Source organism: Streptomyces sp. NPDC058812 (assembly GCF_042744565.1).
In the GTDB taxonomy this organism is placed as follows: Bacteria; Actinomycetota; Actinomycetes; order Streptomycetales; family Streptomycetaceae; genus Streptomyces; species Streptomyces thinghirensis.
Genome location: NZ_JBHYOB010000005.1, coordinates 409,499 through 429,343, shown reverse-complemented (window position 1 = coordinate 429,343; position 19,845 = coordinate 409,499). Strand labels below are relative to the sequence as shown.

The following is a 19,845-nucleotide window of genomic DNA, read 5'->3' as shown; positions in this document are numbered from 1 at the left end:
CCGTCATAATCACCCTTCATGTCTGCCTGCTCGTTGGGACCGTTGCAGAGGTCACCCTCACCGGACGCGCCTTCGTCCCTTTGATCGGCTGGCCGGCGCCGGCCGTCCTCATCCTCGTGCAGGCAGGCCGCGCATGGTGCATGTTCGTGTACCGGCAGATGCCACCGGCGGAGTCCACCCCCACACGTTCGTCCTGGACCCCGCGTCGATGCGGACGAGGTTGCCGGAGATGCCCTTTCAGGAGTCCGACGAGATGTTGACGGGGACGGCAGTGCAGGGGATCGGGTCGCCGATCACCACGGACATGGCGGTGTCGGGGAACCTGCCGCTCCACCGCGGCTGATCCAGAACCGACTCGGGGTCGGCGATACCGGCGCCTTCGAGGAATACGACCAGGTCGTGGTCGCTGTAGGCAGTGCCCAGGATCTCGTCACGCCCGTGCCGGTGCACCGTCACCCTTCGGCCGCCCGTACCGGAAGGACGGTGCGCGACGATCGGCGCACTACTCACCCTTCCAGCGTGCTCCCGCCAAGGCCGTGCGGTGAGCCGGGGCAACAGCGATGCCGGCGACATCTCCCCAAAAACCTTTATCCAGGCAGCTCCACTCCGACACGGTAATGATGGGCTGCCGGGCCACGCCAGAGGCCGCTATGGGCCCCAGCACCTGGCGGAAGGGATCGGTTCGGGTTCGACACTGCCGGAGCCGGTCTTCGAGGGCGTGTCGTGGGACCGGATCGCGCAAGCGCGGAACGCAAAATATAACGTCGCGCGGGTGGGCCAATATCTGTGCCCGCGGGCTAAGATTTAAACGCGGCATGCGGGTAGATTCTCTGCCCCAATAAGTGGGGTGGCGTCCTTCACCGCACACTGGCTGCTGCGGCGTGCTACTGTCGTTCTCAGTTGCAGTTGTGGTTCCCGAAACTTCAAGTGCTCCGGTCGGCCCTGTGCCGCTGGGAGCGCTTTTGTATTTCCGGTCTTTTTTCCGGGCGGGGTGATCATCGCGGCGACACGGCGTCCGCACGGTGCGGGCTCCGGTGCACTGCCCCAAAGGAGAAATGACATGGCTGCTGGTACCGTGAAGTGGTTCAACGCGGAAAAGGGCTTCGGCTTCATCGAGCAGGACGGTGGCGGCGCTGACGTGTTCGCCCACTACTCGAACATCGCCGCCCAGGGCTTCCGCGAGCTGCTGGAGGGCCAGAAGGTGAACTTCGACATCGCGCAGGGCCAGAAGGGCCCGACGGCCGAGAACATCGTTCTCGCCTGACTGTCGCGTACTTGTAGCTGGGGCCCGCATCCCTCGGGGTGCGGGCCCCAGCTACATGTGTTTCCCACAGTGATTTCACCTGTGGAGGACAACCAGGGAATCCGTAGGCTCACCGCACACGGATCACCCTTCAGGGGTGCAGACGCACCCCCTTCACAGCTACAGCGCAGTGGACGCTTCGAATACTGAGCCCACACCGCGCCACTCATTTCAGCGCTTGCGAATCCCGCGACGGGCAAATCCGTGCGAGTGCAAGCTGCCACCCCACCGGCCCATTCTTGCAATTCTCCGTGCCGCCCATTACTGCGGGAATTCCTTGATATGTGCCGCATCGAGGAAGGTTCCGCATGAACCGCACACGTACGAACGACCGCTACGCCCGCACCCGTAACGGCACTGCCGAATCCGGAAAGGGTGGCAGCCGCTTCGGTTCGTCGGCCCCGCGCCGGTCGGCCGGCCCGAGCCGCTCCGGCGGTTACGGCCGCCGGCCCGCCGCCACCCAGGGGGAGTTCGCCCTCCCCCGGACGATCACCCCCGCGCTTCCCGCCGTTGAGGGCTTCGCCGAACTCGACATGCCCGCGGAGCTGCTGGCCGCCCTCGGATCGCAGGGCGTTACCGTGCCCTTCCCGATCCAGGCCGCGACCCTGCCGAACTCCCTCGCGGGCCGCGACGTCCTCGGCCGGGGCCGCACCGGTTCCGGCAAGACCCTGGCCTTCGGGCTGGCCCTGCTGGCCCGTACGGCAGGGCAGCGCGCCGAGGCCCGGCAGCCGCTGGGGCTGATCCTCGTACCGACGCGTGAACTGGCGCAGCAGGTCACCGACGCACTCGCCCCCTACGCCCGTTCCGTGAAGCTGCGGCTGGCCACCGTCGTGGGCGGAATGTCGATCGGCAGGCAGGCGAGCGCGCTGCGCGGCGGTGCCGAGGTCGTCGTCGCCACCCCGGGACGCCTCAAGGACCTCATCGACCGCGGCGACTGCCGGCTGAACCAGGTCTCCATCACCGTCCTCGACGAGGCCGACCAGATGGCCGACATGGGCTTCATGCCGCAGGTCACCGCCCTGCTCGACCAGGTCCGTCCCGAGGGCCAGCGCATGCTGTTCTCCGCCACCCTCGACCGCAACGTCGACCTGCTCGTGCGCCGCTACCTGACCGATCCCGTCGTGCACTCCGTCGACCCCTCGGCCGGCGCGGTCACGACGATGGAGCACCACGTACTCCATGTCCACGGCGCCGACAAGCACGCGGCCACCACCGAGATCGCCGCCCGCGACGGGCGCGTGATCATGTTTCTCGACACCAAGCACGCCGTCGACCGGCTGACTCAGGACCTGCTCAACAGCGGGGTACGTGCCGCCGCCCTGCACGGCGGCAAGTCCCAGCCGCAGCGCACCCGCACCCTGGCGCAGTTCAAGACCGGACACGTCACCGTGCTGGTGGCGACCAACGTCGCGGCGCGCGGCATCCACGTCGACAACCTCGACCTCGTCGTCAACGTCGACCCGCCGACCGACCACAAGGACTACCTCCACCGCGGGGGCCGCACGGCCCGTGCCGGTGAGTCCGGCAGCGTCGTCACGCTCGTCACACCGAGCCAGCGTCGCGGCATGGTCCGTCTCATGTCGGACGCCGGGATCCGGCCGCAGACGACCCAGGTCCGCTCGGGCGACGAGGCCCTCAGCCGGATCACCGGAGCCCAGGCGCCGACCGGCATTCCGGTCGTCATTACCGCACCGGTGGCCGAACGCCCCAAGAAGCGCGGTGCCACCTCCCGTGGCCGGCGCCGCCCCGCTTCGGCGCCCCGGCGTCCCGCCGCGCTCCAGTCCACTGCCGGTGCGGCCGCATAAGCCGTCTTGGTCAGAAACCCGCCCGTCTGCGCAGGGGCCCCCTTTGACGCTGGTCCAGTTGCAGGCTCGCTCCGTGAGTGCTCGTCCCGTCCGCGGCACGGTGGTCGACGTCGTGGACGCGGCCGGTCCGCACGTCTGGTATGACATGACCGTCGAGGTGGCGTTGGCCGTCATGGCCGCCGCTCGTGCGGAGAATCTAGTCGTCTGACGAGGACGGCGTGTGCGTCGGCCTGGTCACCCAGGCCCGGCTCACCGCCGTCCGGGACAGCTCCGGATACACCGACCGGATCCGCCTCGGTGACATCACCGACGGCAGCGAGCCCTTCGTCTCACCGTTGACCGCGAGGGAAGAGGCCGAGGACGCGGTGCCTTTCGGGCGGCTCGGCCGGTGCCCGTGGTCGACGAACACGGTAACGCCCTGGGCGTCCTCGCTCTCTCCCGCGGAACCGCTGGACGGCGGTCGGCCCCGTTTCCTCTTCTGCCTGTGGGGCATCATGCGCTGTGTCATTGCCCGCTTCCCGTTCGACCTGACCAAGAGCGGCGTGCTGGAATCGATGAAGGGCGTCAAACCCGAGCCCGTCATCGGAGAGTCCGTGACTATCGGACGGCGCCACTACCCCGTCAAGCAGGTCGGCCAGGTCATCACCCGCCAGGACCGCCGCGATTTCAGCGTCGGCGAGGTCCTGAGGGCCATGGCCCTGCTCGGCTTCACCTGTCGCACCCTGCCCGAGGCCGCCCCCGCGCGCATCGAAAGTCCGTTGCAGCGGGCTTCCGCGATGCTCGGCGCCCCCCTGTCCGTCTGACCCACGCGACAGGCGCGCGCTGACACCAGAACAGCAGTGAGGGCCCGACCGGCGCGCACGGTCGGGCCCTCACTGCATGCCGCATCCCCCGAACGTGCGCGAGTGGGGCGACAGCACCGTGACGCAGGGGCGACTCCTGCTACTGGGTCAGTAGACGGCGAGGGAGATGGCCATGTAGTGGGCGGTGAAGGCTGCCACGGTCAGAGCGTGGAACACCTCGTGAAACCGAACCAACGGGGCGAGGGGTCGGGGCGTTGGACGGCGTACACCACCGCTCCCGCGCTGTAGAGGAGACCGCCGGTCACTATCAGGATGACTACGACCGCTCCGCCGGTGTGCGGGAAGTCGGGAAGGTAGCGCACCGGTGCCCACTCCAGGGCCAGGTAGCAGGGGGTGTGCAGCCAGCGGGGAGCACTGACCCACAGGACACGAAACGCGATGCCGGCCAGCGCACCCGTCCACACGATCCACAGCAGCAGAGCTTGCCGGTCAGGGGGAAGGAGCACGGCCGAAGGGGTGCAGGTTCCGGCGATGATCAGAAAGATGTTGGCATGGTCGAGGCGACGCAGAACGGCCTCGCCCAGCGGCCCCCAGGTGCCCAGGTGCCCAGGTGGTAGACGGCACTCGTCCCGAACAGCAGCCAAGCGGTCACGGAGTACACGGTGCACGCCAGCGCCGCCTGCTCGGTCCGCGCCAGGCAGATCAGGACGACGCCGGCACTCAACGAGGCGGGGAACATCACGGCGTGGAGCCGGCCACGCAGCTTCGGCTTGACCGGCTCGACCAGGTCCGCCGCTCAACCGGCCGGATCGGCAACAGGATGAGGGTTCTCCTCCGCACTGCAACTGTGTGTTCCGAAAGCCGGTTCCGGCGGCCTGTCACCGCTGGGCCAGTGAAAGCCGTGTATGTCGGCTGGCCGACGAGGTCTCCTCGGCCGCCCTCGCCGAGCCCGTCCTTCACCACCTGCTCTCCACCCGGCAACGCGCGCCGGGCAAGATGTGGACGACTCCCCCCGGCAGCTCTCGTGGACAGCTGGCAGGCGCACCAGGCTGCGGAACGCGGCGCGGTGTTTCTCACCCTGAGTGGCCTCGACCTCGTCGCAGAGACCGCTACCGCGCCTCCTCAGGCGATTGACGCGTGCAGATGGCGCCATGCACCGGTGCGGGCTCCGTACGGCTGGTTCCGGTCCATGGCCGACGGCTCAGGAAAGTGCGTGGAGCACGGTACGGGTCACCTGCGTTCAGGCAGGTCAACCTTCCGGCATCTCGGCCCACACACGGGCGGCCATTGCCTCGGCCTCGTCCTGCGGTGTCCCCGCCCGCACCAAAATGATCCCGCGAGACTGGTCCGGGAACGTGACCTCCCGCATTGCCGTGCCCAACGGGCCCGTCGGATCGTCCGACATGGCGCCTCCCTTCGGCGGCTGCCGCCCACGGTAGAGGGATGCCGCCCAGAAGACGAGGACCCTCGCCCAGACGGGCGACAGCCCTGGGTCGCAGACAGCATGGGATCACCTGCCATCTGACGGACACCCTGCAGCACGGTTCCGGGAAGGACGTGCCGCTAGCCTTCTCCGCCCCCATGGAGCTCACCATGGACAGCGCAATGGCGCATCGGTGCGGACGGCTGTCTCCTCGGTTACGGCAAGAGCTTCCCGCTTGGACAGCCGGACCTTGATAGGCCCGGCTGGCAGATGCAGCATCAGGCGTCGACCTTGTCCGCAAGGCCGGCGGGGCGCCTCTGCAGTTCCTCGTTGATGCGCCGGGCTTCTTCGAGCTGGTCTTCCAGAATGATGATGCGGCAGGCCGCCTCGACGGAGGTGCCCTGGTCGACGAGTTCGCGGGCGCGGGCGGCGATGCGCAGCTGGTAGCGGGAGTAGCGGCGGTGGCCGCCCTCCGAGCGGAGGGGCGTGATCAGTCGGGCTTCCCCGATGGCCCGCAGGAAGGCGGGGGTCGTGCCGAGCATCTCGGCTGCCCGCCCCATGGTGTAGGCGGGGTAATCGTCGTCGTCGAGACGGCCGTACGAATCGTCTGCTGCCATTTGCACCTCTCTGTGGAACGCGTGGAGGGGCCTTGGTGCCGTACGGCACCAAGGCCCCGAAGGAACTGCTACACCATCTGCCGACCCTGATACTGCGCCGGCCTTCTGTGTCCGCGGACCCGACCTGCCTGCTGTCGGGAGCGCGGGGATCGCGGTTGCTTGACCGGAGACCACCTCACTATCGATGTCCTGCGGTACCCGGGCCCAAGACTTCCGCCCGGGCGATCCTGATGGCGCTTCGTTCCTCCGTTCTTCCCTCGGTGATCAACTATCTACCAAACGGGAACTTCCTACTGCTGGTACTTTCTCTACTGCGTACTGCTGGTGATGCGAACCTCTCAGTGACCTGTGACAGCGCCACTCTTCGGCAGCCAGCCCCGTCGCCCGTCCTGCGTCTGCTCTGGCTTAGAACCCCACTGCCGAACCTCCCGGTGCGCGCGTCCGCAGCCGACGCCTTCACCGAGGTACCGCTCACTGACTTCGCTGCTGGGTACTGCCACTGCGGTGGCGGCCCCTGATCACTGCGGGCCGCCCGGTCCGGTCGTCAGTCCCGTCGCCGTCCTGCAACCACCTGGCTTCGAAACTCCACCACCGCACCGTCCTACAACTGCGGGTACTGCTGCCCGGCAGTTCGTCTCTGCCGGGCCCTGCGGTCCTTCTGGGTTACGAGAGAAACATAACCACTCCACCGCTCAATGTCTACTCTGACGGATATACATTTTCGCGTGTTCGACAGGGAGGTAATCCCTCTCGAACAGTGATGGGCGCCGGGACGAGCCGGGTTAACGGGCCGCAGCCGGGGCACAAGCCCCGGTCAGGCAGGACCAGACGTCAACGATCCAAGACCGCGGGCGCCCTGATGGATACGACGAGCGTCAACGTCGCAACCCTCCGCTCGGCGACATCCGTAGCCGGCGCCCGCGACAGCCCGGGAGTTCCTCGACGGTCTCGTACTGGCGCTCGCACCCGAGACCGCCGAGACACGGTGGCCCTGGTCGTCTCCGAGCTCGTCACCAACGCCCTGCGCCACGGCGGCGGCACCTGCACCATGGACCTGACGGCGCACCCAGAGGGCAGCATGGAGGTGGCCGTGCACGACCCCAGCCCAGGTGCCACGCATGCTCACCCCCGACCTGAACGGCGGCAACGGAGGCCTTGGCTGGCCCATGGTCAATTGTCTCACCCGCACCACGCCGTGACCCGCCAGGCCGCCGGCGGCAAAACCGTGAGCGCCCTATTAGCCAGGTAGAGCCAATACTCCGGGGGCGGCCCCGCCGCCCCCGGAGCGCTCTCGCCCATCACCGCTGCCGACACGGCCGATTTCGCTTGTCACCCGAGAGGGCTTCTTCGGGACCGGCATGGCGGACCGTCGGCTCGGTGCAGTCGAAGTACTGGGTCATGAGCCTGCTTCGTCCTCTTCGGTGATGTCGCCGCGTGACGTGACCGGCCGTGCGCTGCCTTCGGCAAGCTGATAGCCGAGGCCTACAACGGCCACTTCCCCTGCGTCGACCTGTTCCGAGAGCAGGCGTGAGCGGTCGAGAAGCAGGTCAACCGTGTGGCGGATGTGCTCGTCCACGTCGCTGGCGGAGGTCAGTCCGGCCGCGCGGGCGGCAAGGATGCTCGGGGTGACACGTTCGACGACGTCACGGACGAAGCCGCCGACGGACAAGCCGTCCTCCACGACCGCCCGGGCGGCCGCGACGGCGCCACACGGGTCGTGTCCGAGGACGACGACCAGGCGGGCGCCGAGCACACTGGTCGCGTACTCCACACTCCCCAGCACCTCCGACCCCAGAACATGCCCGACAGTACGGACAACAAAGAGATCACCCAGCCCCTGGTCGAAGATGGTCTCGGCGGCCAGCCTCGAGTCGGAGGCTATGGCGGGCGAAGTTCTCGGCATGACGGCAGCACAAAATCCGGCCTCCGCCCGCACACCGAAGGGGCCTCGTGCCCGCCGTTCATCACGCTCGTAGCAGCGCACTTCGTCTGTGGAGTCCCGCCCGGCGTGAGGCATACGCAAAAGACAGGACAGCTTCGCCAATAAAGTCGGGCCCCGGGGATGTCATGGCTGATTCCCCGAGGGCCCACGGTGTGTCCGACTCGCCGGTCAGTCTTCTTCGGTCTCTCGCGCGCCTCCGGGCCGAGGGGGCGGTTGAGGTGGCCGGCGAAGAGGCGTTCCTGGAGCAGTGGGTCTCGGTGTCCCCCTGCGGACGCACCACCCTGGTCACCATGGGCTTGGTGTCGTTCCTCTTGTCGGTCCCGATCAGCGCGGGGTCCAGTACCTGGCCTTCCTCTGGTGGCGGCGCTGGTTTTCCTCGAAGCGAAGCCCGACACGAGGCCAGCCGGAACAGGGCTAGCTCCTTGGGCAAGCGGACGTAGCTGACGACCAGGTGCCGCAGCCGCAGGTCCTTGTACTCAGCCACCCGGAACGTCTGCACCCCAGCCAGCAGAGAGATCGCGTACGCGGCGAAGACGCAGTAGGCGAGGACGTCGTGGTGCTTGTGTGTCGCCAGAACTGCGCGGCGGTCGCCGCGAACCCGATCAGGAACACCGCCTTGGTGTCGATCTTCGCCAGCGATTCCGACTGGCGCGTCAGGCCGCGAGGCCACCTCGTTGTTGAGGAGTTCCAGCGTGTCCTTCTGCGCCTCGAGTTCAGCCGGTGTCATCGTCATGCCGAGAGCCAAGGAGCCAGGACCGGAAGGACCGCACCCCGCTCTGTGGATCGGGTCGGCCGGCGGAAACGACTCACGTGCCCTCGGATTCATCCGCGCGCCGGATCTCGCACTGATCGAGCAGCCGGGCGAAGTAGCTGTAGGCGGCCAGCCAGTCCGGTCGCGAGGTTGTTGAGCGCGCCGGCCAACGGTGCCACAGCGCCGCGCATGCTCTTACAGAGCGATCGAATCGCGATTCCCAATTGGTGGCCGAGGCGTCGCGGGGCTCCGGGCGGCCAAGTTGCCGAAGCCATACCAACCGCGACAGGCAACGAGCCATACTCAGAGCCCCTGGGCTCCGCCGATCCTACGAATGACCTTCGACGGCGGGTTCTTCCTGATGCTCGACGTGCCGTTCGACGCGGACGAGGCCTCGCTGGACGTGTCGGCGGAGAAGTACGGCGTCATCTGGCCGCCGATGCGCCATCTCCACCTGGACGACGCGGGCGACCGGCGGATCCGGCTCTCCTGCAGCTACCTCACCACCGGCCAGGTGGCCGAGGGAGCGCGGCGCGGCCGACCCAGTTCATCAAGGACCAGGCACCCGCCTGACCGCCCGGCGGGCCCCAGACGCCCGCCGGGCCGGACCGGGCGGGCCCCGTACACGCCGGTATACGCCCTCACGCGCCCGCAGGCACGCTCACACGCATGCCCGGCTCTAACGGCCGAGACCACGTTCACGGGCACGCCGACTGCGGAAGGCCCACGACCGGGTCGTCCGCATCGGCCGCGAGACATCACGCTGCCTGCTCGCCCGCCGCGCCACCACCTTCCAGCGCACCAAGACGTGGAAGGATCGCCCGAGCGCGACGCCAAGCTCGACCGCATCGAACACGTCCCGGACCGGGCCTTCGACTTCGACGAGTTCGGCCCGCTGGGAATCCGGCCCACCGACGGCAACTGCTGGGCCGAGCGGACCAAGCCCGACCGAGCGCCTGCCGCCTGCCACCGCACCCACGGAGCGCGCTCCTTCGACGGCTGCTACTCGTGTTCGTCGTCGAGATGATGAAGCTGTTGAGGGCCTGGGGTGGACAGCTGCTTCGCTTGACCTGTTGCGCTCAGCCGCTCCGTGGCGGACGCCCCGCTGGCTGCCAGCCGCTGCGTGATCCGGTCGAACAAGTCCGTCAGTGGCTCACCGACGTCCTGGCCAAACTCAGTCAGTCCGTAGGTGACTTGGGGTGGCGTCGTCGGCTCGACCTTCCGCCAGACCAGATCGTCCTGGACCAGTGCGCGCAGTGTCTGAGCGAGCATCTTCTCGCTGATGCCCTGAATGCTGTCGCGCAGCTCGTGAAACCGAAGGTCGGTGCTCCGCAAGGAGATCAGCACCCAGATACCCCACCTGCTGGTCACGTGGTCGACCACGTTGCGCGCAGGGCAGTCAGTGTGAAACACCTCATACCGATTGCCCGCCTCGGCCTGCGTCAGCTGCGCACCTTCCCTCATGTCCGGAGCTTACCTCTGGGTATGTTCTTACGAAAGGTAAGCCTGCCCCATAGCGTCAATTGCCGCAGTGCACAACGGACTAGGAGCTGAACATGATCGTGGTGACCGGGGCTACCGGGAATGTGGGCCAGCCTTTGACGCAGGCCCTGGTCAAGGCGGGCGAGCAGGTGACGGCGGTGTCACGGCACGCGGTGGCAATGCCGGACGGGGTCCGGCACGTGCCGGCTGACTTGGCCGAGCCGCAGGGCCTCGCCCCCGCATTGGACGGGGCGAAGGCGCTGTTCCTCCTGCTGTCCGGCGACCTGCACGCCCCCGAAGCCAGGCCGACCGACATTATCGACCTGGCCGCTGCCAGCGGGGTCCGCCGAGTCGTCCTGCTGTCTTCGCAGGGCGTGGCGACCAGGCCGCTCGGCCCCTCGCGGATCGCGATGCGCGCGGTGGAGGACGCGTTGAGAGAGTCCGGCCTGGACTGGGCCGTCCTACGACCGGGCGGCTTCGCCTCCAACGCCTTGGCGTGGGCGGAGTCCGTCCGCACCCAAGGGACGGTCGCCGCACCCTTCGGCGATGTCGGGGTTCCGATCGTCGACCCGGCGGACATCGCCGAGGTCGCGGCGGCCTGCCTGCTGGACGACCGGCACACCGGCGGAATCTTCGAGCTGACCGGGCCCGAGGTGATCACGCCCCGTCAGCAGGCGGAGGCCATCGCCGCCGCGCTCGGCTCGCCGGTGCGGTTCCACGAACTCACCCGCGAGGAGGCCAAGGCCGCGATGACCCAGTTCGTGCCGCCGGAGCTCGCCGACGACACCCTGGACATCATTTCCGCCCCGACCCCCACCGAACTGCGGATCAGCCCGGACGTGGAACGAGTCCTCGGTCACGCTCCACGCCCCTTCAACGACTGGGTCGCCCGTAGCATCGCCGCCTTTCGCTGAGGCGCAACTGAGCTGAAGCGCCCGGGCAGCCTCGTGCGACTACGACCGCACGGGGCGACCCCGCCGGAGCGACCTGACAGGGTCCTACTGGTCTCCTGCGCCTGAGATCCGTTGGCAGGAGCAGGCGAGGGAGTCGAGGATCTCTTCGGCTGTCTCGGTCCAGTGAACGGGGTCGAGTTCTCCTTCCACTGGCTTCACCCGGGCGCGGACGTCGGCTTCCAGGAAGAAGGGCGATGTTCTGTGGATGGCCTCCTGCGGGCCAGCCACCCTGCCCCTCGTGGTCGGGCCGGGGATTCGGGCGCCACCGTGAGACTGGCTGGCTTGGACACGGCGTGAGACACCGGGGCCAGCCGCAGCTCACAGCCTCTGAATAGGACACGAACCGCGAGAACCCACACCACTGGCCGGCGACGTCACCAACGCCCCCACCTGCAGTCGGCTCTGTTCTACGTGAACACCCTCGTACTCCATGACGTCCTGGACGATCCGGAGTGGGCCGACCTGCTCACTCCCGTTGACCGGCGCGGCCTGACCCCGCTGTTCTGGTCCCAAGTACGCCCGTACGGCGAAGTGAACCTCGACATGGCGCTGTCCACCTCGATCTCACTGCGGTCACGATGCCCGGCCCCCGGGCCGGTGGCCTCGGCCGCCTTCCGCAGAACACGCCGCAGGCCCCCGCGCCGCTCTTGCGACCCCCGGACCCGCCTGCACATAGGCGAGTCCGGGGACGCAGCCCGTACACCTTGATCTCGATGCGTCCCGGCGCGGGTCTGCTCGTGCGGGTCTGCGACCACACAGCCGCAGCGGAGTTGTCGCTAGGCCGACCGGTACCCGTGAGGCAACGGGGCGATCGCGGCTCGCACTTCGAGTCCCGACGCTGCACTACGCCACCTGCTCCGGCTTCCTCAACACCTCGACCAGGGCTGAGATGCTGTGGTCTCCGTGGCCTGCCTCGACGGCCCGCTTCAACAGATCATGCAGGGGGGCGTGCCAGGCCGTGTCGATGTTCGACTCCTTGCCGAGCTCTTCGTCGTTGGCGGCTCCCGCAAGGAAGAGGTTCACAGAAGAAGCGGGCTTGCTGTAATCACCGCTGTCGATCTCCTGAGCAAGGGTCGGCAGGACGGAATTGATCATCTCGAACCACTTGATGGTGAAGCGCACCAACGTACTTGCGTCCAGCCCGCGTGCCTGGACAGCAGCGGCACCCTGGAAGAACCCGACGAGCGCCGGCAGCAGGGTGCCACCGACCGCCATCTCGTAGAGCGCAGCGAGATCCGTCTCATCGCCGAGATGGACGGTGTCGCCGCCCAGCACCATCAGAGTCGTCTTGTACTCGTCGAACACGCTTCTGTCGCCGCCGTAGTACAGAAGGGTGTCCGGCGCCCCCACGGCCGACGGCACGTTCTTGACCGCTCCGCCGAGGAACCGGGCGCCGTGGCCGGTGGCCCAGGCGGCCGTCTCGCGTGCGCCGGCCGGCGAACCGCTGCTCAGGGTGACGAGAGCCCGCCCATTCAGCGCTGCAGCGGCCGGCTCCAGAGCCCGTTGGGTGTCCTCGAAGGTAGTCAGGCAGGTGATCACCAGCGGGCTCGCCGCGACCGCAGCTTCCACGACCTCTGCATGGACTGCTCCCTTGGCCACCAGCGGCGCCGCCTTGCCCGGTGTGCGGTTCCACACCGTTGTCGGATGCCCGGCGCCGACGAATGCCTCGGCCAACGCGCGCCCCATCGAACCCAGCCCGATGACAGTCACGGGTGTGCGGATGTCCCCAGTCATGTTTCGCTCCAGTACACAGTCAGATGTTGAGCATCGAAAGAATCCCGAATGCGCACGTCCGCACCGGTCAGTGGCGGCCCCGGCTGCGACGCTCGTTCCATGCTGGGGCTTCACACACATTCCATCAAGTACCTACAATTCTGTCTGGTACCCACATTCTTGTCAGTAGGAGTTTTCATGACACGGCAGACCTATACGTGTGGATTCGACGCCGCCATCGCGGTGATGGGGGGTAAGTGGAAAGGGCTGATCCTGTTTTCGCTTGGTGAAGGACCGCTCCGCTTCGGAGAGTTGAGGCGAGCCGTGCCCGGCATCAGCGAAAGGATGCTGATCCTTCAGCTCCGGGAGTTGGAGGCCAGTGGCCTGGTGCATCGCGAGGTCTTTCACCAGGTACCGCCGAAGGTGGAGTACTCGCTGACCGAGTTCGGCCACTCCCTCAACGCCGCGCTCGCCCCTCTCGGCGAGTGGGGCGAGCAGCACATGGAACGCATTGAGGCCATCCCCTGAGCCCGTCATGGATGCCCTCCACGCGGCATGTCGGGATCGATATCGAGGGACGAGATCTACGGACCGAACCTGTCGTGTGCGAGAATCGACCGATTCCTGAGCGAGAACGGCAAGCGGGGCCGCGCGGCCGGATCGGCACCGGATCATGCCCATAAAACGGGGCCAGAAAGTCAATGTGCTCAGGAACTCGGGGAGCACCGCTTTCTGTGCGATCTGGCGTGTGCAGCAGCCCCGCGACGGCGACACCACCGACCTCCTCGCCTCCGTTCGGGCCGTACGCGCCGGCGGCCTCGTGGGATACGCGCGTGTCCACCAAAGGGCAACTGCTCGACCGGCAGATCCACGCACTCAACGAAGCAGTGCATCCGGGTCTTCGCCGACAACGACCCGTCGCTGAACCGGCTCGGCCGCTCCATCCAGGACCTCATCGCCATCGTGTCCGGCCTACGCAAGCGCGGCATCGGCTTCACCTCACCGCACGAGGCACTCGACACCACCACGCCCGGCGGGCGCCTGGTCTTCCACGTCTTCGCCGCCCTGGCGGAGTTCATCCGAGAACTCATCCTCCAGGGCACCAACGAAGGCCTGGACACCGCCCGCCAGCGCTGACCGAAGAGCAGGTCTGGCACGCCCGGGACCTGCTCGCCCGCCCGGAGAACACCGTCACCTCGATCGCCAAGCTCCTCGGCGTCTCCCGCAACACCCTCTACGACTACGTGCCCGAACTGAAGGGCGGCCGCCTCGCACTCGCCGAGTCGACCAACACGGCAGGACTGCCCCGACCTTCCGGGGCAGAGGACTGATCACCGCCGTTTACGGCTGGTGACACGATTCTTACCGGCGCCCCGAGTCGGCCCCGGAGCCCTAGCTCAGGCACCAGCCGCAAACTAGCCTTGGGTGATCACGTGCCCGCCGCTGGGCGAACCTGTTCGTCGTGTTCCCGCAGCGCCCTCATGCCGGTGGCGGGTGAGGGGTGCTGGCCGGTGCTGGCCCTTCCTCGTGCCGGTGGTGTTGAGGCTGGCGGTGCTTTCGATGACTGGTACGAGGCCGTCACCGACTTGCGGAATGCCCCCGTAGAGCGGGCCCACGGAGACGTACTGAGCGAGGCGGGGGCAGGGTTGTCGGCTTCACCGTACAAGGGGTAGGCGGCGTCGATAGCCTGCGGGCATGAGTGAGCAGATGGGTATACTGCTCCTGGCAGAAAGCGCCTGCCCGCTCCGAGTCACGGTGGCCCACGTCCGCCGTGGCGGCGAAGACAAGGTTCTCCGAATCGCGCCCAGCTCTTCCGCCAGGTCATCAGACATCCGTGCGGGGAACGTGGGAAGCCCCGCGAGGAGCACCCGATGACCCAGAACCACCGTCAGAAGTCGTGGATTCGCGCTTTCCAGGCCGCCACCGAAACGACGTACTTGAACGCTCGCCGCCGCCAGCTCAACTGGCCGACCCTGGCCGAAGTGATGGAGGAGCACGAGAGGCTCGGCAACTTCGGCATCGGCGTCTTCAACTCCCCTCGCCTGGCCGCCGAGCAGCGGCGCGCCGGACTCGCCATCGCCCGCGAGCACCTGCGGCGCAATGAGGAGCTGGTCGCGAATACGGCCCTGTGGCTGCGCGACAACATCACGCCCATCAGGACGCCCACCGCCGGCAGCTACGGTGTGAAGCACTTGATCGAGCAGGCAACTGGCGCCTACCTGCCCAACGGCGTGCTCATCGCCTCCGCGTTCATCGTCGGGTACCCCTTCAGGTACGACCAGCCGAACGTGCGGTTCGGCATGAGCCAGCGGGACCTGAACAAGCTGAGGTGAGCGCGGCGCCGCCCTGCGGACCGGGCCCTCGGGCGTGTGCCGGGGGCCCGGAAGATCAGCAGAAGCATCACAGAGCAGCTCGGTGGTGACGAGGGCTCGACGCCTGAAGAGATCGAGGCGGGGATGCTGGAGAAGTCGAAGGAGTTCGCGGCGGCGGGTAACCGTGTGTCCCTGCCGCTCGCGAAGACGAACGGCAGGTCGGCCGGTTGACCCGGCCGCCTCAGTGAAGGGGGCCCGCCAGGCCACCAGTCCCGGCCGACCCGCCTCCGCGAAACCCACCGCGAACGGCATGTCGTCGTCCGTCATCTACACCAACACCGGGCCGAAAGACCTCTACGGCGACCAAGCAGACAGCGTTCGCCTGCTCACCGAGGGCGGTCGGCAGATACGGGGGAAGACTCCCTTCGGCCTCGACACGAAGATCCCCGGCTGTCCGTCCGACTGGGTCGCCCGGACGATCCCGCCGGGCGACAGCGGGACGGAGTGCGGCATCCACCCGCCGCCCTGGTCGAGGTAGCCGTCGGCGTTGTGCGTCAGCGACAGCACGCCGACGCCCTCGGGCAACGCGTAGGTCACGCAGGTGTTGTACGAGTCACCGGGCGCCAGCGTCTTCGGCGCGGTGTCCGCGCAGGGCAGGTCGAACCCGCCCGGCCTGCCGCCACTGACGTAGACCTCCTGACCGCGCGCCCAGTCGGTGTCGTTCAGGGCGAAGTTGCTGTCCACCATATAGGCGGCGGGGACCTTCTTCCGGCCGGTGTTGGTGACCTCGAAGTTCCCCAGTGCACCCGGCGAGGAGGGGTATCGCCGCCGCGCCCATGGCGGCCTTCGTGACGTAGCTGGAGAGGCGCACGGACTCCCCTTGCCGCACAGTGATCCGGCTCCGCCGGAGGACTGACGCATCGTAGGGCGTCACAGCCAAGGCGGAGGCGGCGGGTCGAGGGCCCGGTGCGGTCGCTTTCGTTTCTGGCCTCAGCGAGAGGCTGGTCGCGTTGCGCGCTCAACGCCGCCGCACTCGTACGGCTCCACCGGAGGAGGCGCCCGAGACTGGAGACGGCGTCAGTATTGGTAGGGGCTCGTATTCGACTGTCGCCAGTTCCCCGTGGCACCCAGCCTGTTGGTGACTTTGGGTGGTCTTGAGCGTCGAGCACAGGCAGTCGGCCCGGCAACGGGATTCGGTGGAAGACCCCTGATCTGCTGCGTACGTCCTCGGGCGGCTGCGTAGTCCGACCAGTCGCCGAGGCGTCTTGCGGTGTCGATTCGGTCTTTGCCGATGGGCCGGACATCAGGCGCAAAGTAGCGTGGTGAAGCGTCGCGCCAGTTGAGTATCTTTCAGACGATCAGTCGGAAACGATCATTCGTGCCATGCCTTGCGGATGGTCCCCGGTGTGGGAACGCCCGCTTCATCCGTGATCGGCTCGCGGGCAGGGCCGGTCCTGCAGAGAGCAGGCAGCGTGAACGACGGCTACGAGCTCCAGCGAACCGACGCCAAGGGGGAAGGCGTGTTCGCCACCCGGTCCTTCCAGGTCGGCGAGACAGTGATGGTCGGTGTCATCGACCGCGAGCTGGACCACAACCACTCCCACGCCTCTCAGATCGGCGAGAAACGGTTCGTGCTGCACAGCGGGCTCATCCCCAAGGTGAACCACTCCTGCGAGCCGAACTGCGGAATCCGCGTCAACGCCAGCGGCGCCCACGACCTCATCGCCCGCCGGCCCATCGCAGCAGGCCAGGAGATCACTTTCGACTACGCCATGCGGAATCATTCCGTCGATCACTTCGCCGCCCACTGCCAGTGCGGCTCACCGCGCTGCCGTGACCGCATCACCGGCTGGAAGGATCTACCCGCCGAGCGCAAAGCGGACTACCACGGCTTCGTCGCCCCCTATCTCACCGACCTCGAGAACCACGGCCCTTCTCGACAGGAGCGCCATCGAGGAGGGCCGTCCCGAAGCCGCGGCCCAGGCGGAGGAACGCTTCGCCTCCGGGGTCGACGGTGCGACGATGACGGTGGTGAAGGATGACGGTGTCCGGCCTTGTAGTTGCGGTACAGAAAGTGCCGCTGAGATTGATCACGGTCCGGCTGACGTCGGGGTCAGCCGGTCGTGCGGCCACCGGATGCGGACTCGGTGGGGGCGGGGGCGTCGTCGGCGTGCTGGAGATCGGCGAAGTCTGCGTGCGCCTGGGCGACGGCTTCGGGGTACGCCTCCTGCTTCTCGTGCTCGGCGAGCGCCCGAAGCTCGGCCACAGTGACTTCGCCGTGCTCGAGCCGCTGTTGCTGGAAGGCGCGATGGCTCAGGGCTGGGCGGATGAGCGGTGGACGCTCTCGCGGGTGCGGCTGCTGATTGCCGGCCAGTTGGGAGTGTCGTTGTCGATCCGCGGAGTGTGGGAGTTGTTGCGGCGGCACGGCTGGTCGTGTCAGCAGCCTGCCCGGCGGGCGGTCGAACGGGACGATGCGGCGGTGTCCGGCTGGGTGAAGGAGATCTGGCCCCGGGCAAAGCCACCGCGGCGGCGCTCGGGGCATGGCTGGTCTTCGAGGACGAAGCCGCTGTCTCGATGACGTCGCACCGTGCACGCACCTGGGCACCCAGGGGGAGCACACCCGTGGTCGATTCAACGGCGCTTCCCGCGGCCGCATCACGATGGCCGCACTGGTGTGCTTCAAGGCCGGCGAACGCAGCCGTCTGATCTACCGTCCTCGCGTCCAGGGCCATCACCAAGGGGCCCACCGCGGCTTCACCTGGCAGGACTACCGTGATCTTCTCGTGCGGGCCCACCTCCAGCCCGGCGGTCCCATCCTGGTGATCTGGGACAACCTGAATGTTCATCGCTGCAGCCGATTACGTGAGTACGCGGCAGAGCATGACTGGCTCACCAACGTCCAGCTGCCCAGCTATGCACCCGGCCTCAATCCGGTCGAGGGCATCTGGTCGTTGCTCCGGCGCAGCACTACCGCCAACGTCGTCTTCCGCGACCGCGACCACCTTGTCCAAGCTGTCCGCAGCGGCCTGCGCCGCATCCAACGACGCACCGACCTCATCGAGGGTTGCCTCGCCGAAACCGATCTCACACTCAGCACGACAACTCAACGGAAAGGTCAGTAACAAAGCCTCTGGACGTGCCGGTGGGTGATCAGGCAGACGGCGAGCCCGAGGAAGGCCTCGTGGCTGTCGTCACGTCGTTCCCACCGGATGCGCAGGCGTCGGAAGCCGTGCAGCCAGAAGATCGTCCGCTCGACGACCCGGCGGAAGATGCCAGGCCGGTGCCGTGCGGCTGGCCACGTTCGGCGGTCACCGGGCGGATCCCGCGTTGGCGCAGGAGTCGGCGGTATTTGTCGTGGTCGTAGTCGCGGTCCGCGAAGAGCATGTCGGGCCGCCTGCGAGGCCGGCCCACGACTCCCGCCACTGCCGGGATCTTGTCCAACAGCGGCAGGAGTTGGGCGACGTCGTTGCGGTTCCCGCCGGTCAGCGACACCGTGAGCGGGATGCCCTGCCCGTCGGTGATGACGTGGTGCTTGCTGCCCGGACGTGCGCGGTCGACCGGGCTGGGTCCGCTTTCGGGCCCCTGCGTGCGGCCCTGACGTGGGAGGAGTCGATCACCGCCCGCGACCAGTCCAGCCGGTTCTTCGACCGCAGCTTGTTCAGCAGGAGCTGGTGCAGCTTCTCCCAGACACCGGCCTCGTTCCAGGCCGCCAGACGCCGCCAGACGCCGCCAGCACGTCATGCCCGAGCCGAAGCCGAGCTCCTGGGGCAGGCACTCCCACTGAATGCTGGTGGGCAGCACGAACAGGATCCCGCACAGGGCCTGCCGGTCCGGCACCCGAGGCCGTCCCTCCACCTGCTTCGGCGCCGGCTCGGGTAACAACGGCTCGATGAGCGACCACAGTTCGTCCGACACGATCCACGGCCGCGACTGACGCCTCCCCAGGACCGCATCAACGAACGACCAAGCAGACAGTCACATGATCAAACAGCTTTTGTTAGAGCCAGTAAGAGGCGGGGGCGGTGTTCCGGCTCCCAGGCTGACCGTCGGGTGCCGGTGCGGTCCGGTCAGGAGGGGGCGGAGACGTGATCGTGCGCGTGGTCTGCTGTCCGGCCGGGCCGGAACCGGCGGCGGACGAGCGCGATCAGGGAAGGTCCTCCGCGGAAGCACCACAGGGCGATGACCGGATCACAGATGGCACATGCCAGAGACGCGTCGTGGTAGAACGGCAGGATCGGATTGCCCTTGAGGTGGTGGGCCATGTCCCAGGCCGTGTGGAGCAGCCAACCGACGCCGATGAAGGCCCAGGAGTCCAGGCCGCGGTAGGCGACGTAGGCCGTGAGTGCGACGAATGGGAGCTCCCACGGGCCGAAGCCGCCCCCGCTCAGATAGGCGGCGCCGGCTCCGCCCACCATGATCGCGTTGAAGTGGCGTCGGTGCGGTTCTTTGATCAGGGACATCAGTAGGCAGTAGATGATGCCGACGATCACTGGTGACACAAGGTTCATGAGGGGATGACTTCTTCTTCCTGGGGCGGGCCGAATCGCCGCGGTCGAGCTGTCGCAGCGCGAGCACCGACGTCTCGGCCAGAGCGCGGTCCCGGGTGGGCAGGATCAGGAGTGTCAGTACGCTGGCGGCCGTCGCGGTCGGCAGGATCGAGGCGATCAGTCAGGCGTCGGCGAGGGCGCGGCGCGGCGTTGCGGGAAACATACTCGCGGGGACGGTGATCGGGTCGACGGCG

22 protein-coding genes and 4 pseudogenes are annotated in these 19,845 nt (G+C 67.7%); 15 read left to right on the top strand and 11 right to left on the bottom strand.

Annotated features, from left to right (window positions below; translation table 11 throughout):
* Nucleotides 1-237 precede the first annotated feature (237 nt).
* Nucleotides 238-510, bottom strand: a complete 273-nt coding sequence (locus ACFW48_RS13705; RefSeq protein WP_386313884.1) for a hypothetical protein — start codon at nucleotides 508-510, stop codon at nucleotides 238-240.
* 550 nt (nucleotides 511-1,060) lie between these two features.
* Between ACFW48_RS13705 and ACFW48_RS13700 the strand changes: the two genes are divergently transcribed.
* The 4 genes from ACFW48_RS13700 to ACFW48_RS13685 all read left to right on the top strand — a co-directional run bounded on the left by ACFW48_RS13700 (nucleotide 1,061) and on the right by ACFW48_RS13685 (nucleotide 3,911).
* Entirely contained in the window at nucleotides 1,061-1,264 is a 204-nt protein-coding gene (locus ACFW48_RS13700) for a cold-shock protein (protein WP_030817331.1), read from the top strand.
* 347 nt (nucleotides 1,265-1,611) lie between these two features.
* Nucleotides 1,612-3,108, top strand: a complete 1,497-nt coding sequence (locus ACFW48_RS13695; protein ID WP_386313882.1) for a DEAD/DEAH box helicase — start codon at nucleotides 1,612-1,614, stop codon at nucleotides 3,106-3,108.
* A 73-nt stretch (nucleotides 3,109-3,181) separates the two neighbouring features.
* Nucleotides 3,182-3,316 (top strand): hypothetical protein, encoded by a 135-nt coding sequence (locus ACFW48_RS13690; protein ID WP_386313879.1) that lies wholly within the window; start codon nucleotides 3,182-3,184, stop codon nucleotides 3,314-3,316.
* A gap of 286 nt (nucleotides 3,317-3,602) precedes the next feature.
* Nucleotides 3,603-3,911, top strand: a complete 309-nt coding sequence (locus ACFW48_RS13685; protein ID WP_386314007.1) for an SCO5918 family protein — start codon at nucleotides 3,603-3,605, stop codon at nucleotides 3,909-3,911.
* A 147-nt stretch (nucleotides 3,912-4,058) separates the two neighbouring features.
* On the opposite strand, the pseudogene ACFW48_RS13680 reads toward ACFW48_RS13685, so the two are convergent.
* The 3 genes and pseudogenes from ACFW48_RS13680 to ACFW48_RS13670 form a co-directional block, all read right to left on the bottom strand.
* Nucleotides 4,059-4,698: pseudogene (locus ACFW48_RS13680) on the bottom strand (hemolysin III family protein).
* A gap of 462 nt (nucleotides 4,699-5,160) precedes the next feature.
* On the bottom strand, nucleotides 5,161-5,316 hold the full coding sequence (locus ACFW48_RS13675; protein ID WP_171987478.1) for a hypothetical protein: 156 nt from the start codon (nucleotides 5,314-5,316) through the stop codon (nucleotides 5,161-5,163).
* Nucleotides 5,317-5,612: 296 nt separating this feature from the next.
* Nucleotides 5,613-5,951 carry a MerR family transcriptional regulator gene (locus ACFW48_RS13670; protein WP_386313876.1) on the bottom strand — a complete coding sequence of 113 codons (339 nt, stop codon included), beginning with the start codon at nucleotides 5,949-5,951 and terminating at the stop codon, nucleotides 5,613-5,615.
* A gap of 859 nt (nucleotides 5,952-6,810) precedes the next feature.
* Here ACFW48_RS13670 and ACFW48_RS13665 point away from each other — a divergent pair.
* Nucleotides 6,811-7,200: pseudogene (locus ACFW48_RS13665) on the top strand (ATP-binding protein).
* Between the two features lie 147 nt (nucleotides 7,201-7,347).
* Here ACFW48_RS13665 and ACFW48_RS13660 read toward each other — a convergent pair.
* Both ACFW48_RS13660 and ACFW48_RS13655 read right to left on the bottom strand, forming a co-directional pair.
* The gene (locus tag ACFW48_RS13660; protein WP_386313873.1) at nucleotides 7,348-7,854 is read right to left on the bottom strand and encodes a carbonic anhydrase; all 507 of its coding nucleotides are present in this window, start codon (nucleotides 7,852-7,854) and stop codon (nucleotides 7,348-7,350) included.
* Nucleotides 7,855-7,915: 61 nt separating this feature from the next.
* The gene (locus ACFW48_RS13655) at nucleotides 7,916-8,626 is read right to left on the bottom strand and encodes a hypothetical protein (RefSeq protein WP_386313870.1); all 711 of its coding nucleotides are present in this window, start codon (nucleotides 8,624-8,626) and stop codon (nucleotides 7,916-7,918) included.
* Nucleotides 8,627-9,357: 731 nt separating this feature from the next.
* On the opposite strand from ACFW48_RS13655, the pseudogene ACFW48_RS13650 reads away from it, so the two are divergent.
* Nucleotides 9,358-9,653 (top strand): annotated as a pseudogene (locus ACFW48_RS13650) (IS630 family transposase); the annotation flags it as partial.
* Here the strand turns inward: ACFW48_RS13650 and ACFW48_RS13645 are convergent.
* The gene (locus ACFW48_RS13645; RefSeq protein ID WP_386313867.1) at nucleotides 9,647-10,108 is read right to left on the bottom strand and encodes a winged helix-turn-helix transcriptional regulator; all 462 of its coding nucleotides are present in this window, start codon (nucleotides 10,106-10,108) and stop codon (nucleotides 9,647-9,649) included. The pseudogene ACFW48_RS13650 and the gene ACFW48_RS13645 sit on opposite strands and share 7 nt — an antisense overlap.
* Before the next feature lie 92 nt (nucleotides 10,109-10,200).
* Here ACFW48_RS13645 and ACFW48_RS13640 point away from each other — a divergent pair, with 92 nt between their 5' ends.
* Nucleotides 10,201-11,040 carry an SDR family oxidoreductase gene (locus ACFW48_RS13640; RefSeq protein ID WP_386313864.1) on the top strand — a complete coding sequence of 280 codons (840 nt, stop codon included), beginning with the start codon at nucleotides 10,201-10,203 and terminating at the stop codon, nucleotides 11,038-11,040.
* 882 nt (nucleotides 11,041-11,922) lie between these two features.
* On the opposite strand, the gene ACFW48_RS13635 is transcribed toward ACFW48_RS13640, so the two are convergent.
* Nucleotides 11,923-12,813, bottom strand: a complete 891-nt coding sequence (locus ACFW48_RS13635) for an NAD(P)-dependent oxidoreductase (protein ID WP_386313861.1) — start codon at nucleotides 12,811-12,813, stop codon at nucleotides 11,923-11,925.
* A gap of 177 nt (nucleotides 12,814-12,990) precedes the next feature.
* Between ACFW48_RS13635 and ACFW48_RS13630 the strand changes: the two genes are divergently transcribed.
* The 5 genes from ACFW48_RS13630 to ACFW48_RS13610 all read left to right on the top strand — a co-directional run bounded on the left by ACFW48_RS13630 (nucleotide 12,991) and on the right by ACFW48_RS13610 (nucleotide 15,335).
* Nucleotides 12,991-13,320 (top strand): winged helix-turn-helix transcriptional regulator, encoded by a 330-nt coding sequence (locus ACFW48_RS13630; RefSeq protein WP_386313859.1) that lies wholly within the window; start codon nucleotides 12,991-12,993, stop codon nucleotides 13,318-13,320.
* A 435-nt stretch (nucleotides 13,321-13,755) separates the two neighbouring features.
* The gene (locus tag ACFW48_RS13625; RefSeq protein WP_386313856.1) at nucleotides 13,756-13,929 is read left to right on the top strand and encodes a recombinase family protein; all 174 of its coding nucleotides are present in this window, start codon (nucleotides 13,756-13,758) and stop codon (nucleotides 13,927-13,929) included.
* Nucleotides 13,926-14,123 carry a helix-turn-helix domain-containing protein gene (locus tag ACFW48_RS13620; RefSeq protein WP_386314005.1) on the top strand — a complete coding sequence of 66 codons (198 nt, stop codon included), beginning with the start codon at nucleotides 13,926-13,928 and terminating at the stop codon, nucleotides 14,121-14,123. The genes ACFW48_RS13625 and ACFW48_RS13620 overlap by 4 nt, the downstream gene beginning before the upstream one ends.
* A 540-nt stretch (nucleotides 14,124-14,663) precedes the next feature.
* On the top strand, nucleotides 14,664-15,125 hold the full coding sequence (locus ACFW48_RS13615; protein ID WP_386313854.1) for a hypothetical protein: 462 nt from the start codon (nucleotides 14,664-14,666) through the stop codon (nucleotides 15,123-15,125).
* A 36-nt stretch (nucleotides 15,126-15,161) separates the two neighbouring features.
* Entirely contained in the window at nucleotides 15,162-15,335 is a 174-nt protein-coding gene (locus tag ACFW48_RS13610) for a hypothetical protein (RefSeq protein ID WP_386314017.1), read from the top strand.
* 123 nt (nucleotides 15,336-15,458) lie between these two features.
* Here ACFW48_RS13610 and ACFW48_RS13605 read toward each other — a convergent pair whose 3' ends face one another.
* Nucleotides 15,459-15,851, bottom strand: a complete 393-nt coding sequence (locus ACFW48_RS13605) for a hypothetical protein (RefSeq protein ID WP_386313853.1) — start codon at nucleotides 15,849-15,851, stop codon at nucleotides 15,459-15,461.
* A 725-nt stretch (nucleotides 15,852-16,576) separates the two neighbouring features.
* On the opposite strand from ACFW48_RS13605, the gene ACFW48_RS13600 reads away from it, so the two are divergent.
* The 3 genes from ACFW48_RS13600 to ACFW48_RS13590 all read left to right on the top strand — a co-directional run bounded on the left by ACFW48_RS13600 (nucleotide 16,577) and on the right by ACFW48_RS13590 (nucleotide 18,226).
* The gene (locus ACFW48_RS13600; RefSeq protein WP_386313850.1) at nucleotides 16,577-17,146 is read left to right on the top strand and encodes an SET domain-containing protein; all 570 of its coding nucleotides are present in this window, start codon (nucleotides 16,577-16,579) and stop codon (nucleotides 17,144-17,146) included.
* 128 nt (nucleotides 17,147-17,274) lie between these two features.
* Nucleotides 17,275-17,682 carry a winged helix-turn-helix domain-containing protein gene (locus ACFW48_RS13595; RefSeq protein WP_386313847.1) on the top strand — a complete coding sequence of 136 codons (408 nt, stop codon included), beginning with the start codon at nucleotides 17,275-17,277 and terminating at the stop codon, nucleotides 17,680-17,682.
* An 82-nt stretch (nucleotides 17,683-17,764) separates the two neighbouring features.
* On the top strand, nucleotides 17,765-18,226 hold the full coding sequence (locus ACFW48_RS13590) for a transposase (RefSeq protein ID WP_386313844.1): 462 nt from the start codon (nucleotides 17,765-17,767) through the stop codon (nucleotides 18,224-18,226).
* Here ACFW48_RS13590 and ACFW48_RS13585 read toward each other — a convergent pair.
* Both ACFW48_RS13585 and ACFW48_RS13580 read right to left on the bottom strand, forming a co-directional pair.
* A pseudogene (locus ACFW48_RS13585) lies at nucleotides 18,220-19,049 on the bottom strand (IS5 family transposase). The gene ACFW48_RS13590 and the pseudogene ACFW48_RS13585 overlap by 7 nt on opposite strands.
* A 122-nt stretch (nucleotides 19,050-19,171) precedes the next feature.
* On the bottom strand, nucleotides 19,172-19,612 hold the full coding sequence (locus ACFW48_RS13580) for a DUF6010 family protein (RefSeq protein ID WP_386313841.1): 441 nt from the start codon (nucleotides 19,610-19,612) through the stop codon (nucleotides 19,172-19,174).
* Nucleotides 19,613-19,845: the final 233 nt, after the last annotated feature.

Coding starts and splice junctions, on each gene's coding strand:
- ACFW48_RS13685 (WP_386314007.1), top strand. CDS start 3,603: ATGCGCTGTGTCATTGCCCGCTTCCCGTTCGACCTGACCAAGAGCGGC.
- ACFW48_RS13640 (WP_386313864.1), top strand. CDS start 10,201: ATGATCGTGGTGACCGGGGCTACCGGGAATGTGGGCCAGCCTTTGACG.
- ACFW48_RS13660 (WP_386313873.1), bottom strand. CDS start 7,854: ATGCCGAGAACTTCGCCCGCCATAGCCTCCGACTCGAGGCTGGCCGCC.
- ACFW48_RS13675 (WP_171987478.1), bottom strand. CDS start 5,316: ATGTCGGACGATCCGACGGGCCCGTTGGGCACGGCAATGCGGGAGGTC.
- ACFW48_RS13615 (WP_386313854.1), top strand. CDS start 14,664: ATGACCCAGAACCACCGTCAGAAGTCGTGGATTCGCGCTTTCCAGGCC.
- ACFW48_RS13635 (WP_386313861.1), bottom strand. CDS start 12,813: ATGACTGGGGACATCCGCACACCCGTGACTGTCATCGGGCTGGGTTCG.
- ACFW48_RS13670 (WP_386313876.1), bottom strand. CDS start 5,951: ATGGCAGCAGACGATTCGTACGGCCGTCTCGACGACGACGATTACCCC.
- ACFW48_RS13630 (WP_386313859.1), top strand. CDS start 12,991: ATGACACGGCAGACCTATACGTGTGGATTCGACGCCGCCATCGCGGTG.
- ACFW48_RS13655 (WP_386313870.1), bottom strand. CDS start 8,626: ATGACGATGACACCGGCTGAACTCGAGGCGCAGAAGGACACGCTGGAA.
- ACFW48_RS13605 (WP_386313853.1), bottom strand. CDS start 15,851: ATGGTGGACAGCAACTTCGCCCTGAACGACACCGACTGGGCGCGCGGT.
- ACFW48_RS13645 (WP_386313867.1), bottom strand. CDS start 10,108: ATGAGGGAAGGTGCGCAGCTGACGCAGGCCGAGGCGGGCAATCGGTAT.
- ACFW48_RS13700 (WP_030817331.1), top strand. CDS start 1,061: ATGGCTGCTGGTACCGTGAAGTGGTTCAACGCGGAAAAGGGCTTCGGC.
- ACFW48_RS13590 (WP_386313844.1), top strand. CDS start 17,765: ATGGCCGCACTGGTGTGCTTCAAGGCCGGCGAACGCAGCCGTCTGATC.
- ACFW48_RS13580 (WP_386313841.1), bottom strand. CDS start 19,612: ATGAACCTTGTGTCACCAGTGATCGTCGGCATCATCTACTGCCTACTG.
- ACFW48_RS13695 (WP_386313882.1), top strand. CDS start 1,612: ATGAACCGCACACGTACGAACGACCGCTACGCCCGCACCCGTAACGGC.